Source organism: Alsobacter sp. P4_H11 (genome assembly GCF_056400925.1).
Genome location: NZ_JBFUKI010000009.1, coordinates 1 through 15,849 on the forward strand (window position 1 = coordinate 1; position 15,849 = coordinate 15,849).

The 15,849-nt window shown below is 71.5% G+C and carries 10 protein-coding genes; 1 reads left to right on the forward strand and 9 read right to left on the reverse strand.

All coding sequences use genetic code 11. The features are described from left to right. Nucleotides 1-1,278: 1,278 nt before the first annotated feature. The 8 genes from AC1DSZ_RS16560 to AC1DSZ_RS16595 form a co-directional block, all read right to left on the reverse strand. Nucleotides 1,279-1,791 carry a hypothetical protein gene (locus AC1DSZ_RS16560; RefSeq protein ID WP_476839450.1) on the reverse strand — a complete coding sequence of 171 codons (513 nt, stop codon included), beginning with the start codon at nt 1,789-1,791 and terminating at the stop codon, nt 1,279-1,281. 149 nt (nt 1,792-1,940) lie between these two features. Continuing rightward, on the reverse strand, nt 1,941-3,338 hold the full coding sequence (locus AC1DSZ_RS16565; RefSeq protein WP_476839451.1) for a gluzincin family metallopeptidase: 1,398 nt from the start codon (nt 3,336-3,338) through the stop codon (nt 1,941-1,943). Nucleotides 3,339-3,340: 2 nt separating this feature from the next. Next, entirely contained in the window at nt 3,341-4,687 is a 1,347-nt protein-coding gene (locus AC1DSZ_RS16570; RefSeq protein ID WP_476839452.1) for a TfuA-like protein, read from the reverse strand. Further along, the gene (locus tag AC1DSZ_RS16575) at nt 4,684-5,862 is read right to left on the reverse strand and encodes a YcaO-like family protein (RefSeq protein WP_476839453.1); all 1,179 of its coding nucleotides are present in this window, start codon (nt 5,860-5,862) and stop codon (nt 4,684-4,686) included. Before AC1DSZ_RS16575 ends, AC1DSZ_RS16570 begins: the two co-directional genes overlap by 4 nt. Continuing rightward, nucleotides 5,859-9,203: an AAA family ATPase gene (locus AC1DSZ_RS16580; RefSeq protein ID WP_476839454.1), complete on the reverse strand. Its 3,345-nt coding sequence runs from the start codon at nt 9,201-9,203 to the stop codon at nt 5,859-5,861. Before AC1DSZ_RS16580 ends, AC1DSZ_RS16575 begins: the two co-directional genes overlap by 4 nt. Before the next feature lie 902 nt (nt 9,204-10,105). Further along, a complete protein-coding gene (locus tag AC1DSZ_RS16585) occupies nt 10,106-10,786 on the reverse strand; it encodes an anti-sigma factor (RefSeq protein ID WP_476839455.1) in 681 nt (226 codons plus the stop codon). A gap of 7 nt (nt 10,787-10,793) precedes the next feature. After that, entirely contained in the window at nt 10,794-11,387 is a 594-nt protein-coding gene (locus tag AC1DSZ_RS16590) for a sigma-70 family RNA polymerase sigma factor (RefSeq protein ID WP_476839456.1), read from the reverse strand. A 55-nt stretch (nt 11,388-11,442) separates the two neighbouring features. Beyond that, nucleotides 11,443-12,324 carry an alpha/beta hydrolase gene (locus AC1DSZ_RS16595; RefSeq protein WP_476839457.1) on the reverse strand — a complete coding sequence of 294 codons (882 nt, stop codon included), beginning with the start codon at nt 12,322-12,324 and terminating at the stop codon, nt 11,443-11,445. 206 nt (nt 12,325-12,530) lie between these two features. Here AC1DSZ_RS16595 and AC1DSZ_RS16600 point away from each other — a divergent pair, with 206 nt between their 5' ends. Further along, nucleotides 12,531-13,847, forward strand: a complete 1,317-nt coding sequence (locus AC1DSZ_RS16600; protein ID WP_476839458.1) for a Gfo/Idh/MocA family protein — start codon at nt 12,531-12,533, stop codon at nt 13,845-13,847. On the opposite strand, the gene AC1DSZ_RS16605 is transcribed toward AC1DSZ_RS16600, so the two are convergent. After that, a complete protein-coding gene (locus AC1DSZ_RS16605) occupies nt 13,813-15,843 on the reverse strand; it encodes a PAS domain S-box protein (RefSeq protein WP_476839459.1) in 2,031 nt (676 codons plus the stop codon). The two genes, AC1DSZ_RS16600 and AC1DSZ_RS16605, sit on opposite strands and share 35 nt — an antisense overlap. Nucleotides 15,844-15,849 lie beyond the last annotated feature (6 nt).

Below are 15,849 nucleotides of genomic sequence, written 5' to 3' on the forward strand. Positions count from 1 at the left end.
CCCCTCGAGGGGGAGGGTCGACGGGCGAAGCCCGGCGGGGTGGGGTGCAGCCGGGGCCGCGTGCAATTGTGTCAGTGAGCGCTTCGCCCGGCGTCACCCCACCCCGCCGCTGCGCGGCGACCCTCCCCCTCAAGGGGAGGGTGTAGGCCGAGCCCTTCGCCAACCATCTGGATTGCTTCGCTGCGCTCGCAATGACGGGAGGGTGTCCGCACGCCCGCCGCTCGCGCCTTCTTCCCCGGAAGAAGAACAGCGCCCGACCAGCAAGGCGAGTGCCACCCGCCCCTCGCCGTCATTGCGAGCGACAGCGAAGCAATCCAGCTGATGGTGGGCGTCACGCTCGGCTCCGCCGCGTAAACATGCAGGAAAAACGCCGCAGCCCACCCTCCCCTTGAGGGGAGGGTCGACGGGCGAAGCCCGGCGGGGTGGGGTGCGGCCGGGGCAGCGCGCGATCTGCCAGGGAGCGCTTCGCCCGGCGTCACCCCGCCGCTGCGCGGCGACCCTCCCCCTCAAGGGGAGGGTGCAGACCGAGCCTCTCGCCAGCCATCTGGATTGCTTCGCTGCGCTCGCAATGACGGGAGGGTGTCCGCACGCCCGCCGCTCGCGCCTTCTTCCCCGGAAGAAGAACAGCGCCCGACCAGCAAGGCGAGTGCCACCCGCCCCTCGCCGTCATTGCGAGCGACAGCGAAGCAATCCAGCTGATGTTCGGAGGCACGCCCGGCTTTGCCGCGCAAAACATTCAGGAGAATCGCCGCAGCCCACCCTCCCCTTGGGGGGGAGGGTCGACGGGCGAAGCCCGGCGGGGTGGGGTCCAGCCGGGGCCGCGTGCAATGTGTCAGTGAGCGCTTCGCCCGGCGTCACCCCACCCCGCCGCTGCGCGGCGACCCTCCCCCTCAAGGGGAGGGTGTAGGCCGAGCCTCTCGCCAACCATCTGGATTGCTTCGCTGCGCTCGCAATGACGGGAGGGTGTCCGCACCCCCGCCGCTCGCGCCTTCTTCCCCGGAAGAAGAACAGCGCCCGACCAGCAAGGCGAGCGCCACCCGCCCCTCGCCGTCATTGCGAGCGACAGCGAAGCAATCCAGCTGATGGTAGGAGGCACGCTTGGCTCCGCCGCGTAAACATGCAGGAAAAACGCCGCAGCCCACCCTCCCCCTCAAGGGGGCGGTGTACGCCGAGCCTCTCGCCAGCCATCTGGATTGCTTCGCTGCGCTCGCAATGACGGGAGGGTGTCCGCAGCCGCCGCAACCTTCTCCCGGAGGGAGAAGGGTCCCGTTCCCCGCCCTACTCCGCCCGGCCTGTCATCTGCGCCCGGCCGGTCAGTTGCGCCCGTCCAGTCATTTGCGCGCGGCCCGTCATCTGGGCCCGGCCGGTGAGCTGGGCGCGGCCGGTCATCTGGGCGCGGGCCGAGAGGCTGTCGCCGCCGTCGGCGAGTTCGGGGGCGAGCAGGATTTCCTCGAAGGTGCCCGCCATGGCGTCGAGGCGGACCGAACGGTCCTTGGAGTCCACCGCCCACATCGAGACGTCCTTGGCGAAGACGTCGCTGGTCAGCTCCACGCCCGAGAGGCCGAGCTCGATCGGGCTCTGGCCGGCCGGAACCGCCGTTCCGGCGCCATGGACCTTGAAGATGCTGGGCGCGGCGAGCTTGTAGTATTGGCCCTCGAAGCTGAAGCCGTAGATCCGCGCCAGCACGGCGTCGGTCTCGACGGTCGGGCCGTCGAGCTTAAGGTCGGTCATCTTGCGCCCGAACAGGCGCACGACCGAGCCAGCCAGCACGGTCTCGTTCAGATCTGCCATTCGCCCCTCCTCTGGTGGTGGGTAGTCCCGCCGTTCGCCGGCCGGGCATGCTTGCAATCAACGCTCAAATCGCTGGAAGCCAGACACGCCCAAGGTTGCATGGTTGCAGTGCCCCCAATGTGAAGCGGTTCACACGAACCGCGTCGCACTCAATCCGGCCGACGATGTTCGGCGCGAATAATCTTGCCCAGCCCGAACGCCATCGCGCCCTCGTGGCGGCGCGCCGGCAGGCAGCAGGCCGCGTGCCGAAGCGCCCGGAACTGCCCGATCTGCTCCGCAAAGGGCACGCCCGCCCGAAACCGCCGCGAGGTCGCCAGCATCACGCCGGCCGTGACCCGGGCCGGAACAATCGGGTCGATCTCGCGCCAGCGCAGGTTTTCGGCCAGCATGCCGGCCGCATACGAGCCGACCAACTCGGCCGTGACCTCCAGCAGAACGCCCGCGACCTCGCCGAAGGTGAGGTCGTCGATGTCGACCCGGTCCACCATGGCGCCCAGCACGAAACCGACCGTGTCGCGCGCATCCACGAGCGCCTCGCGGAAGTCGCCGCGCAGGGTTTCGTAGCGATCGCCGAAGGTCGCCGCGAGCGTCGCCATGGCGGCGTCGACCTCGTCGCGGTCCCACCCGCGCGCGTCGTCGTCCGGCGCGATGATCCCGCGCGTCACCAGGTTGTCCTGGTAGAGATCCACCAGGAAATCAAACAGCGCGCCCGTGAGCGGCTGGGCAAGCGCATGCGCGTTGCGGCCCTGCCCGGACGGGTCGATCCAGTCCCCGCTGGCGGCGAGCCGCAGGCCGACGAGGTCGCTCATCCGGGTGATGTTGTCGGCGACGCGGATCTGCTGCGTGCTGGAGAGCTCGCCGATCTTGTTGCTGTCGTTGGCCACGTACATGTTGCCGTTGGTCTGCGTCAGCACGCGGTCGATCACGGTCTCGAAATGCAGCGCCGTAAGCAGCGCCGTCATGTCCGACAAGGATTCGTGGAAGGCCAGGAACTCGCCGGTGAGGCGGTCCTGCGCGGGCGTGCCCAGTTCGGCGAACAGCACCGTATGGCCCGTCTCGTGCGCGATAACGTCGGCGTTGAGGCAGAACAGGCGCATTTCGCCTTCATTGTTGACCTGGCAGCCCATCTCCATGAAGCCCGGCCCCGACTGGGCGTTGGCCCACTCCACCAGCGGCACGAGCTCGAGCCGCTCCCGGCCGATCAGGTCCATCCAGCGCACGGTGCGGCCGAGATATTTCTCCCAGACGTCCACCGACAGCCGCACGCAGCCATAGAGATGCGCCTGCAGGAACTGCTCCGTTTCCACCGGGATCCAGGCGAAGTCGCCGTTCTGGTCGGGCCAGGCCGGCGGCCGCACGGCGCCGCGAAACGGCGGCAGCGTCAGCGGCGGGTCATAGGGCTCCTTGTCGACCGCATCCACGACGATGAGGCGGTCGTCCGATGGTCCGGGCCCGACCGAGCCGGCGGGCCGCGACACCTCGATCAGCTCGGGCTCCGGATAGCTGTCCGTGGCCTGGGGAAACAACCTGAACAAGGTTCCGCGCATGGTCAGCCCCCGCTCCGCATGCCCTGCCCGCCCGGCCCGTCGGGACCGGCGAGGTCGAGATGGTACCTGCTCCACAGCGCCCGCGCAAAGGCGCCCTCGTCCGGATAGCAAAGCCTCTCCGCCACACGCGAAAGTGGTTCCAGCGCCAGCGCGTCGTCATCCACCAACCCGTATCGCCCGGCGATCGGCCGCATGTCGGCGGGAGGAGGCCGGCCGGCGTCCGGGATCGAGGCCAGGATGGCGGCGTTGCGCCGGGCCTGCTCCAGGGCGGCCGGAAACGCGCCCGTGAGGCGGAGATGGTCGACCACGTCGCGGGCGTCGGCGGCCGTGACATGCTGGCCGCCGCGACCGGCCACGCGCTCGAACAACGCCGCGAGCCCGGTATCGTCGAGGCCATTCGCCGCCATCCAGCGGTCGAGCGACGCGCGGGACGCCAGGCCCTGCGTGTCGCGCCAGGCGGCGAAGACGCGCCGTGTCTCTCCCGGATCGGAGGAGCCGCCCTCCCGCCCCGCCGCCCGGCAAAGCGCGGGCCAGCGTTCGAAGTCACGCTGCAGATCCGCGATGGCCAGCGCCTCGTCGGTCGTCAGGGCAGCGGCGCGACGCGCGTCCTCGGCGGCCACAAAGTTCGCCCACACGCCCGAGCGCTGGAAGGTGAAGGAGGGCGTCGGCGCGGTCTCGCCCTGCGCCAGGAAGGCGTCGACCCGGGCGATCAGCGCCAGCGCGTCGCGACGCTTCTGGGATTCGTAGGATCGCTCCCACCAGTCGCGCAGAGCCGCCGCGACAGGCGGCGCAAGGTGGGCGCTGGCCAGCAGCGCGTCGGCGCTGCGGTCCGGATAGAAGGTGGCGGCCATCTCGGCGCAGAGCGCGTCGCGAAGGGCCACGCTGATCACGCCCGCTTCCTGCGCCTCCGCGAGCCCCTGCCGCAGGTCCACCATGGCGTCGCTGAGCCTGAGGAAGTCGGTCTCCGGCGGCCCGTGCAGCACCGCGACCTCGTCGTCGTTCTCGAAATTATCCGCGAAGGGGCCGTAGCGCCCCGCCACGAAGCCCTCATAGACCCGGCCGATTCCCACCATCCCGAAGGCGTCCAGCTCGGCCGCCCGCAGCGCCCCCATGCTGGCGGCCCCGAACACCGCGACGCCCTCGCTCATCGCCCACAGGATCTCGCGGTGCCACACCGACGGGACCTGGTGGAAATAGCCGTCCACGATGCCGACCACGCTCGGCCTGTGCGCCAGCACGGCGCGATAGAGGTCGCCCTGCGCGGCCGGCGGCAGGATGGGCGTGTCCGTCAACGCCCGCGCCTCGGCGGCCGGCAGGCTGGGCCCGAGGAAGATGAGGCCGCCCGTCATGACCGCCCGCCCGCCTGGGCGCGGATTCGGGCTGCCCGCAGGCCGCCGGCGCCCCCCTCCTCGCCGGTGAGCGGGGATTCGAGCCCGGGGACCAGCACGCGCGCCACCGGGATGCCGATGTCCGGGCGCGTGAGGTCCACGCAAAGCGCCTGCCCGAGCCCGGCCGCGGCCAGGAGCCCGAGCGCGCGCCCGATGTCCGCGTCCACGCTCCCGGTCGACATGTCCGCGCGGGCGTCGGGCGAGGCCGTGGCCGCGCCCTCCATCCACACGCGGCTGATGCGGCTGCGCCTCGCGCGCGCGGCCGCGTCGTAGAGCTCGGGCGCGAAGTCGTCGCGCGAGCCCGCGATCCAGGTGGTGCGCGCCTGCGCGGCCTCGGTGAGCGCCTTCGCGATCGCGACCGCGGGCGCCGGGTGGCACGCGGCCCCGATCTCGGGGTCGGTCGCGCTCGTGCCCTCGTCCGCGGCCAGGCACAGATAGGCGGGCACGCCCACGTCCGAGGTCACGTCCCAGACGCGGATGCGCACCCCCGCGGCCGCGAAGCGCTCCAGCAGCCACGCGCAGGCGGGATCGCGGATGGCCGCGAGCGCGAGCGAGGGCTCCGTGCGCCCGTCGCGCAGGCGCCAGAGCGTGACCGCGTCGCGCTCCACGAGCTCGTACAGCGCGTGCGCGACCGCGTCCGCGAGCGTGGCGCCGGACGCGAGCCCGTTGGTGTGCGCCTCAAACACGCGCCCGAAGCGCGCCTCCGCGGCGGGCGTGTAGTCGGCGCTCACGCATTCGAGCGGGACCCAGGCGGGCGCGCCCGTCGCGAGGTCGCGCGCCTCTGCCCACGGGATGAGCGCGTCCGCGTCGAAGCGCGCGCCTTCGGCCAGGGGCAGACCCTCCCACACGCAGCGCTCGCCCGCCTCCCGCAGGTCCGCGGCGCGCGCCAGCCGGCACGGCGCCAGCACGCGCTCCGCGTGCCAGGTCTCGGCCGCCTCCATGAACGCGGACGCCTTCGCGGCCGCGAGCGTGCGCCCCTTCCCCTGGAAGACCGCGATCGAGCGCGAGTTGGGGCGCGCGGCCAGGCACACGGGGATGCCCAGCGTGTCCAGGCCCGTGAGCACGGCCACGCGGGTGATGCCCATGCGCGGGCCCAGCGGCGCGAAGCGCGCGTAGGCATCGGCCGGGGCGCTCACGCGTCGGCTCCCGCGCCGTGCAGCGCCCGCGCGGCCTGCACGTCCGCCTGCGCGAGCCACTCGGGCGCGCCCGTGAGATACGGGCGCAGGATGGCGCGCGCCTCCTCGCGGTCCCCCGCCCGCGTACGCACCCGCGCGAGGGAGAGCGCGGCCCGCACGCCCAGCGCCCGCGCGTCCTGCGCCACCGCGAGCGCCAGCGCCTCGCGCAGCGCCGCCTCCGCGTCGCGCCCGCCCGCGCCCGTCCCCGCCCGCAACTCCCCAATCCTCCTCAACACCTCCGGCATCCAGATGCGGAGGCCGGCGGCGTTGCAGACGTCGCGGACATATTCGAGCTCGACCAGGCCCTCGTCGGGGCGGCCGGCGAGCTCCAAGACTTCGGCGAGCATGCAGTAGTAGACCGGGAAATCCTCCGAGGTGCCGCTGTCCTTCTGCTGGGCGAGCCCTTCGCGCAGCATCGCGAGGCCGGCCAGCGGGTCGCCGCCGAGCGCGGCCGTCCAGCCCAGAAAAAGCCGGCCCTTGGACAGGTGGTCGGAAAAGCCCTTCTCCTCCGCCAGCCGCAGCATGGTGGCGGCCCGCTCGCGCACGGCCGGGATGTCGCGCCGATAGGCGCTGTGCATCACCGCGATGTCGATGCAGTGGCTGTAGGATCCGTCATGGCCGAGCTCGGCCGCCCACGCCATGGCGCGCCGCTCCTGCGCGAGGGCCTGCTCGGGCGCGCCCTGCAACCAGTAGACGAGAGCCCGCTCGCCGAGCGCGCAGACCTTCGCGTCATGGTTGCCATAGAGCGTGGCGTGGTGGCGGTAGTCGCCGGCCTCGTAGATCGCCAGCCCCTTGTCGATGTGCTCGCAGCAGGCGCCGAACTGCGCCAGCCCGAAATAGCTGCCCCAGCCGCAATGATGCGCCTGCAGCAGGAGCTCGGGATCGGAGCGCACCTGGGCGCGCTCCAGCAGCGCCTCGAAGCGCCGGGTTTTGTCCCGATAGTCCTCCGACATCCGCCACCAGCCCCAGAACACCGGGTAGTGGGTGCGCGATTCCGGCAGCAGCCGGCAGGTCTCGTACGCGCTGGTGTAGATGTCCTCGACCTCGCGCGAGCCAGGGCCCTTCAGCGAAATCAAGGCCGGCCCCAGCAGCACCAGCACGCGCAGCCGCTGCTCCAGGTGCTCGGGCTCGGGCGGCAGGTGGCCAAGCACCTCCAGGCACCGCCGCAGCTGCGTCACGGCCTCCGGCAGGGCCGACCGCTGCAGGTTGCGCTCGCCCGCCCGCAGCCAGAACGTCACCGCCTGGTCGTAGAGATTGGCCTCCGTCAGGTGGTGGGCCAGCATTTCGGGCTGCTCGCGCTCCACCTCGGGCGTCAGCCGACGAATCTCCTCGGCCGCGACCGCATGCAACCGCCAGCGTCGGTCCCGCAGCAGCGTCCGGTAGGCGGCGTCCTGCACCAGCGCGTGCTTGAAGGAGTAGTGCGCCTCGCCCTGTTCCTGCGTCTCGAACAGCAGCCCGGAGGCCAGCAGCGCCGCGATGCTCCCGTCGAAGCCCGCCCCTTCGCGGGCCGCCACGGCCTCGATCAGCGGCCTTGAGAACGAGCGCCCCAGCACCGCGCCGACCTGCGCCAGCGTCTTCGCCTCGCCGGCCTGGTCGAGCCGCGCCACCAGTATCTCATGCAGCGAGTCCGGGATCCGCGGCATCGCCGCCACGGCGAAGCGGTCGAGCCCGGTGGCCTGCTCCACGGCGTCCACCACCGTGCTGGTGAACTCCTCCAGGAACAGCGGATTGCCGTCCGTCTTGCTGACGATCTGCGCCGCGAAGGCGGGGTCGATGCGCCGGTCTCCGAGCACGGTCTGGATCAGCGCCCGGGCGTGCTCGGGGTCGAGCCTGCCCTGGCGCAGCACCGCCAACCCGGAGCGCTCGATCCAGTCCACCTGCTCCTCGTCCCGGCAGGTCGCGACCAGCAGGATGCGCTGGCGCTCCAGCCGCGGGATCAGTTGCTCCAGCAGCTCCAGCGAGGTGGGGTCGAGCCAGTGGATGTCCTCGACGATCAACAGCAGCGGGCTCGCGGCGGCCCGCCGCTCCATCTGGTCGATCACGAACGCGAAGGTCTGCTCGCGGATCTGCCGCGGCGAAAGCTCGCCGCTGGGGCGTTGATCGATGTCGACCGAAAGAAGCTCCGCCAGGATCGGCGTGCCGGCGCGTCGTGTCTCCTCGTCGCCCCAGACCAGGGCCTCGAGCTTGCGCCGGCGCGTGGCCGCGTCGTCGCCCCGCCGGATCGACGCCGCGCGCGTCATGAAGGCGATCAGCGGAAACAGCGGGCTCTGGGCCGAAAACGGCCCCGCCGTGTAGCGATGAACAACCGCCTCGGCGCCCTCGACGCTGTGGGCGAAGTGCTCCACGACGCGCGACTTGCCGATCCCGGCCTCGCCCACGATCACGAGGCCGCCGCCCTCCCCCACGAGGCTGCGCTTCCAGTGGGTGCGCAGCATTTCGAGCTCGGCCACGCGGTTGACCAGCGTCGCCGGGCGCCGGCCCCGGCGCGCCCGGAACCGCGTCGTCATGCGCTCGCCCTGCACGCGCCACAGCGCCGTCTCGTTCGAAAATCCGCGGAACACCCGCCGCCCAAGCGACTCGCAGGTGAACATCCCCCGCACGAGCCGATAGGTGCTTTCGGCCACCAGCACCTCGCCGGGGCGCGCGGCGGAGTGGATCCGCGCCGCCAGATTCGGGGTCGCGCCGACGATCTCCTGGCGCTCCGACCCGCCGGGCGCATAAAGGTCGCCGACGATCACCACGCCCGTGGTCAGCCCGATGCGCGCTTCCAGCACCGACCCGTCCGGCGTGGCGACGGCCCCGAGCCCGCGCGTGATTTCCAGCCCGGCCCGCACGGCCCGCTCGGCGTCGTTCTCATGGCCGATCGGGTAGCCAAAATAGCAGAGGATGCCGTCGCCGATAAACCGGGCCACGAAGCCCTCGTAGCGGTTCACGATCTGCGTGCAGAAAGCCCGGTAAGACTGTATGATCTCGAGATAATCCTCCGTGTCCATGCGGTCGGACAGTCGCGAGGACCCGACCAGGTCGCAGAACATCACGGTGAGATGGCGCCGCTCGGTGATCGTCTCGGCCTGCAGTTCCGGGTGCGGCGTCGCCACCGTCACGGCCCCGCCGAGCCGCTCGCCGATGGCCCGCATCAGCCGCTTGCGCTGGCCCAGCGTGAAGCCCAGATCCTTGAGGTCGGCCTCCGTGATGTCGCCCAGCGTGTCGAACCCGACATGCTGCGCCGCCAGCGCCGGGCCAAGCTCCGCCAGGCCGTGCAAGGCCAGCCAGTCGACAAAGCTTGTTTCGGGCTCGGACACTCGACGCGAACTCAGCGCAGCGCTCCCGCCAGAATGCCTCATCAGAGGTCCCGGCGGCAAGCGCGCGCGAGTTTTCGGCCTGAAAACAATCAGAACGCGCGATCGGTTGTTGCTGGGAGGTGTGATTCAGGTGCGCTTGGGTGACGAACCCGCGCCGTCATTGCGAGCGCAGCGAAGCAATCCAGAGGCCGGGGCCGCCCCGCTCAGGCGCCGTAATCGCGTCTCTGTAGAGGCGGTGTCGAGCCGCGCGTAACGCCCGGCGTCAGCTGGATTGCTTCGCTGCGCTCGCAATGACGGCAGGGTGGCGCCGCCGTCCCGCGTCCTCCCAGCGCGCCGCTTCGCCGCCGTCATCCCCGGCGACCTGCGCAGCCGGTCGGGACGGGCATTCGGAGCATAGGCGCTCACCCCTGGATCACCTTCCCGGCGCTGCGCGCCGCCGAGGATGACGAAAGAGTCGCGCGCGACGCGGCCGAGTTGATGACAGCAGGAAAGCTTTTTTGCCAGCGGACAACTCGATTCACCTCCAACGCCACCTGCCGGCCTCCGCGCCGTCATTGCGAGCGAAGCGAAGCAATCCAGAGGCCGGGGCCGCCCCGCTCAGCCCCACGATTTGCGCCCTGGGACAGGCAGGCGGTGTCGGCCCGTGCTTAAAGGCCGGCGTTAGCTGGATTGCTTCGCTGCGCTCGCAATGACGGCAGGGTGGCGCAGCCGTCCCGCGTCCTCCCAGCGCGCCGCTTCGCCGCCGTCATCCCCGGCGACCTACGCAGCCGGTCGGAACGGGGATCTAGAGCAAAAGCGCTCACCCCTTGGCTCCTCTTCCCGGCGCTTCGCGCCGCCGGGGATGACGGAGACTTTTGCGCCTGGAAACTGGGTTGAGGATGGTGGGCAGGTAGGACCCACCCTCACTCCGGGATGAGCTTGCCCGAGTAGATCACCGGGCCCGTGGGCCCGCCGGTGGGGGAGCCGCCGGGGGGTTCGACCGAGACCGCGAAGGTGATGGGGTTGCGGGCGTCGTTGCGCAGTTCGGCGGGGGCGGCGACCTGCTGGGCGCCGTCGTGGACGACGCCGAGGGAGCGCGGCGCGGCGCCGTCGCGGATGTACCAGAGTTCGAGGCTGCGGCCCGCGGGCGGCTCCATCGCGACGGGGCGCAGCGTCACCGCGCCGGTGGCGACGTCGACGCGCACGATCAGGGCCGGGAGGTCGCCGCTGCGGTTGATGACCGCGACGTAGCGCCCGGCCGCGGGCGGCGCGGCGGGGCGCAGCCAGGGGGCGATCGCCAGGCTTGCGGCCAGCGCGGCCGCGACGCCCGTGGCGACGCGCCAGCGCAGCACCTGGCGGCGCAGCTGCACCACAGGATCGGGGCCCATGGCCTGCGAGATGGCGCGCCAGAGGTCGGCGGTCGGGGTCACGGGCGCGACGGCCCGGTTCAGCGGCGACAGGCGGCGCTCCCAATCGGCCACCAGCGCCCGCAGCGCGGGGTCGCGCTCCAGCGCCCGCCCGAACGCCGCGCGCTCTTCGGCCCCGAGCGTGCCGAGCACATATTCGCCCGCCAGGGCGTCGGCGTCTTCGGGGGTCATGGGCATGGCGAATTCATGGGCATGGCGGATCCAGGCACACGCGCAGGGCCGCGAGGCCGCGGCGCAGCCACGTCTTGATGGTGTTCACATTGCGGCCGAAGCGGTCGGCCAGCTCCTCGCGGCTATAGCCCTCGCAATAGGCGAGCACGAGGCAGTGGCGCAGTTCGCCCTCGACCTGTCCGAGGCACTGCTGCAGCGCCTGGGCGTCGACCCGGTCTACGCCCTCCCCGGCCGGATCGGCCAGGCTTTCGAGCCAGCCGCCATCCTCGTCGCCGGCCGGAGCGGCCGCGATGGGCTCGGCTTTGCGGCTGCGGACCACGTCGATGGCGCGGTTGCGCGCGATGGTGGAGAGCCACGTCATCGGCGCGCCGGCCTCTGGCGAGTACCGGTTCGCATTGCGCCAGACGCGCAGGTAAACATCCTGAAGGATCTCCTCGGCCAAGGCCTTGTCCCTGAGGATACGCACCGCGATCCCAAGGAGTTTCGGAGACGTGGCGTCATAAAGATCGCGAAACGCGCGCCGGTCGCCGGCGGCGACGGACTGAAGCAGTACGGAAAGATCGGTCGCCGCCACTACGCGCACCCTTGCAGCCCCCCGGAGGCACATACTCCCGGAGGGCGCGCTTGGTTCACTTTCGCACGCGAATGTCGAGGGAGCGGGTTCAACCGCCCTGGATGAACGCGACCACGTCGTCAAGAACCGGCGCGCGTTCGCGCAGCGGCTTCGACAGCGCGAGCAGGATGCCCGCGTGGCTGACCCCCGGGTAAGCCCGCTCCACCACGCGCGTGCCCAGGCCGCGCAGCACCTCGGCGAGCTTGCGCGAGTTGCGCGGAAGGACGGTGGTGTCCTCGGTTCCGTAGGCGAGAAAGGCCGGCGGCGCGCCGCGCCGCGCGATCGAGACGGGCTGGGTCTCCTGCGGCCGCGGCCATTGGCCGAAAGCCTCGCGGCTCGCGCCGACGTCGAAGGGATAGAAGTCGTATGGGCCGGCGATGCCGACCAGCCCGCGATAAGGGGAGCCGCGCAGCCCTGCTTCGCGCGTGAACTGCGGGTTCAGCGCCAGCATGGCGGCGATATAGGCGCCGGCCGAGTGGCCCATGACGAAGATGCGGCCGGGATCGCCGCCATAGCGGCCGATCTCGCTCTTGACCCACCGGGTCGCGAGCGCGCCGTCCTCGACGAAGCCCGGATAGCGGACCTGCGGAACCAGCCTGTAGTCCATCACCACGGTGACGATCTCGCGAGCCGCGAGCGCCCTTCCGACAAACGCGTAGTCGGCCCGCGCGCCGCTGTTCCACGAGCCGCCATAAATGAAGAGCGCCACGGGCCGGCGCTTCACAGCGGCGGTGCTGGCGGCCTCGTCGGGCACGAACACGTCGAGCTTGTGCCGCGGGTCCGGGCCGTAGGCGACGCCTTCGGCGGCGAGCCGGGCGCCGGAATCGGCGGGCGTCACCGCGTTGAAGACGCCGAGCGCTGAGCAGGAGGACAAAACCGGGGCGATAAGGCCGGCCGTCAGGACGGCGCGGCGGGACGGCGATACGGGCATGCGGATCTCTGGCGCGATGGAACGGGAGCCGGGGGGCCACGACCAATACGCGCCAGCCCGCCGGTTGGTTGTGGCGAGGCCGGAGGAAACAGCAGCGCGCCCTTGTCGCACCCCCGGGCGGGCCGTGTGGGCGGAACACCGGCCGGGAGGCCACGTTTTCACCCGGCGGCGCACCGGCCGCGCTGGCAAACACGGAGAAGCCCCGCATGAGCGACACCCTGGACCGCCCTGCCGCTTATCGCTGGAGCCGCCGGGGATTGTTGCTGGCCGGAGGCGTCGGCGTGGGCGGCGTCGGACTGGCGGGGCTCGCCTCCCCGGTTCTCGCCCAGGCTCCCGCGCCCCGCGAGCCGCTCGATGTGGGCGGCGTGTCTGGCGGCAAGGTCCAGTTCGAGCCCATCGCGGCCGGAACCGAGCCTGCGCAGAAGCCCAAGCCCGCGCCGCTGCCTCCCGCCGAGCGCGTCGGCTTCGCGATTGCAGGGATCGGCCGCCTTGCGCTGGAGGAAGTGATCCCGGCCTTTGCGGAAACCCGCATGGCCAAGGTTATCGCGCTGGTGTCGGGCTCACCCGAGAAGGCCCGCACGGTGGGCCAGTCGCTCGGCGTCGCGGCGGGCTCGCTCTATGACTACGCCAGCTTTGACCGCATCGCGGACGACCCGGCCGTGCAGGTCGTCTACGTGATCACCCCGAATGCGCTGCACAAGGACCTGGTGATCCGCGCCGCCCGGGCCGGCAAGCACGTGCTGTGCGAAAAGCCGATGGCGGTGAACTCCGCCGAGGCGCGCGAGATGACGGAGGCCTGCGCCAGGGCCGGCGTGAAGCTGATGGTGGCGTATCGCTCGCAATACCAGAAGCACCACCGCGCGTTGCAGGACGCCATGCGCTCGGGCGTGCTGGGGACGATCCGCGGCATCGAGGCCGTGAACGTGCAGAACCAGGGCGACCCGCGCCAGTGGCGCCTGCGCAAGGCGTTGGCCGGCGGCGGATCGCTGCCTGACATCGGGCTCTACTGCCTCAACGAGGCGCGGTTCCTGCTGGGCGAGGAGCCCGTCGAGGTGACGGCGCGCATCCACACGCCGCCGGGCGACCCGCGCTTCGCCGAGGTGGAGGACAGCGTCGCGTTCACGCTGCTGTTCCCCTCCGGCGTGCTGGCCAACTGCTTCACGAGCTACAGCGCCCACAAGAGCCAGCACCTGCTGGTGAACGGCGCGGAGGGCTGGATGCGGATGGACAAGGCCTTCGCGTATCGCGGCCAGCAGCTGCATCACGGAACGCAGCAGGACGGCCAGGAGGTGCAGCGCACGCTGACGGTGGAGACCACCAACCAGTTCGCGGACGAGATCGACCACATGGCGCAATGCGTCCGCGAGAACCGCAAGCCGCGCACGCCCGGCGAGGAAGGCGTGCAGGACCACGTGCTGATGGAGGCGATCTACCAGTCCGCCGCCGCCGGCCGCACGGTGACGCTGCCGCCCTCGCAGGGGCTGGACGTCACGCGCGGTCCGGCGCTGCCGAAGGAGGGCTAGCGGCCGCGTCGGCGCGGGGGAAATACATCGACACCACGGTGCCGACGCCCGGCTGCGAGCGGGCCCGCACGAAGCCGCCGGACTGGCGCACATAGCCGAAGATCTGGCTGAGGCCGAGGCCCGTGCCCTTGCCTTCCGGCTTGGTGGTGAAGAACGGCTCGAACGCCCGCGCGAGCGTGGCCTCGTCCATGCCCGCGCCCTGGTCCTCCACCTCCACCAGCACGTGGTCGCGGTCCACCGCGCCGCCGCCCTCGGCGGGCGCGCTGCCTGCCGGCGCATTGCGGGCGCGCAGCTGGATGCGGCCGCCCTCCGGCATGGCGTCGCGCGCGTTCACGGCGAGGTTCAGCACGGCGTTCTCGAACTGGCTGCGATCGGCCAGCGTCGGCCAGACGGGCTCCGTCCGGATCTCGATCTGGAAGCGCGAGCCCAGCGTGCGGGTGAGCAATTCCTGCAGGTCCGCCAGCTCGGCCGCGAGGTCGAGCCGCTCGGGCTCCAGCGGCTGCTGGCGCGCGAAGGCGAGCAGGCGCTGGGTGAGCGCCGAGGCGCGCTTGGCGCCGTCCATCGCGCCCTCCACGAAGGCGCCAACGTCCGTGTCGCCGCGCGCCAGGCGCCGCTGCACAAGCTGCAGCCCGCTCAGCACCACGGCGAGCATGTTGTTGAAGTCGTGCGCGATGCCGCCCGCGAGCTGGCCGATGGCGTCCATCTTCTGCATCTGCCGCAGCGTGCGCTCGGCCACCATCAGCTTCTCGGTGCGGGCCTCGACCTCGCGCTCGAGCTGCGCGCGCGATTTCGCCAGCACCTCGCGGGCGTCGACGATGTCCTGGATGTCCGTGCAGGTGCCGAACCAGCGCGTGATCGCGCCCGACGCGTCGCGCACCGGCTGGGCCCGGCCGAGCACCCAGCGATACTCGCCCGAGGCATGCCGCAGCCGGTACTCGATATGGTAGGGGTCGCCCGTCGCGAGGCTGCGCTTCCAGGTGCGGGCGGCGCGGTCGCGGTCGTCGGGGTGGAACACGTTGTTCCACTTGTCCCCGTCCGTCGCCCCGCGCGGCAGGCCCGTGAAGCTGTACCAGCGGTCGTTGAAATAGTCGTGGTAGCCGTCCGGCCGGGTGGACCAGATCATCTGGTCGACCGAGTTGGCGATCGCCTGGAACCGCGCCTCGCTTTCGCGCAGCCGCTCCTCGCTCTCGCGCCGCTCGTCGATGTCGATCACCGAGCCGACATAGCCCAGAAACGTCCCGGCCGGATCGAAGCGCGGCGCCGCGGCGTCGATCACCAGGCGGTAGGCGCCGTCGCGGCGGCGCAGCCGGTATTCCACCCGAAACGGCGCCTGCGCGGCGTTGGCGCCCCGGAACGCGGCCTCGGCGGCGGCGCGGTCTTCCGGATGGATGGGATCGAGCCAGCCGAAGCCCGCCGCCTCGCCGGGGCTCTGGCCCGTGAACGCGTACCAGTTGAGGTTGAGGTACTCGCAATGGCCGGTGGGGTTCGTCACCCACACCATCACGGGCGCATGGTCCGCCATCTCGCGGAAGCGCGTCTCGCTCTCCTGCAGGCGGCGCTGGCTCAACACCCGCTCGGTGACGTCGAGCACGATCGCGAGCGCGCCGCAGAACCGGCCGTCCTCGTCCGCCACCGGCGAGTAGCGCAGGTCCATCCACACCTGCTCGGGCTCGCCGTTGCGGTTGAGCGACAGCTCCTGCTCGTCGAAGGCCAGCGGCTCGCCGGCGAGGCTGCGCTCCACCACGGAACGGTTGAAATCGCGGTAGTCCGGCCAGACATCGAGCACGGGCGCGCCCAGCGCGGCCGGGTGCCGCTTGCCGCACACGGCGGCATAGCCCGAATTGTAGATGAGAACGCCCGTCTCGCCCCACAGCAGCGTCATCGGCACGGTGGAGCGCAGCATCGTGCTCACCGTAACCTTCAGAACGGCCGGCCAGCCCGAGATCGGTCCAAGCGGGGTGCGCCCCCAGTCATGCGCCGCGATGAGGCTTCCCATGGGATC

What these genes read in the sequence shown, in the direction of transcription:
- AC1DSZ_RS16605 (WP_476839459.1), bottom strand. Translation starts at nt 15,843, where the DNA reads ATGGGAAGCCTCATCGCGGCGCATGACTGGGGGCGCACCCCGCTTGGA.
- AC1DSZ_RS16600 (WP_476839458.1), top strand. Translation starts at nt 12,531, where the DNA reads ATGAGCGACACCCTGGACCGCCCTGCCGCTTATCGCTGGAGCCGCCGG.
- AC1DSZ_RS16585 (WP_476839455.1), bottom strand. Translation starts at nt 10,786, where the DNA reads ATGCCCATGACCCCCGAAGACGCCGACGCCCTGGCGGGCGAATATGTG.
- AC1DSZ_RS16570 (WP_476839452.1), bottom strand. Translation starts at nt 4,687, where the DNA reads ATGACGGGCGGCCTCATCTTCCTCGGGCCCAGCCTGCCGGCCGCCGAG.
- AC1DSZ_RS16590 (WP_476839456.1), bottom strand. Translation starts at nt 11,387, where the DNA reads ATGTGCCTCCGGGGGGCTGCAAGGGTGCGCGTAGTGGCGGCGACCGAT.
- AC1DSZ_RS16560 (WP_476839450.1), bottom strand. Translation starts at nt 1,791, where the DNA reads ATGGCAGATCTGAACGAGACCGTGCTGGCTGGCTCGGTCGTGCGCCTG.
- AC1DSZ_RS16595 (WP_476839457.1), bottom strand. Translation starts at nt 12,324, where the DNA reads ATGCCCGTATCGCCGTCCCGCCGCGCCGTCCTGACGGCCGGCCTTATC.
- AC1DSZ_RS16565 (WP_476839451.1), bottom strand. Translation starts at nt 3,338, where the DNA reads ATGCGCGGAACCTTGTTCAGGTTGTTTCCCCAGGCCACGGACAGCTAT.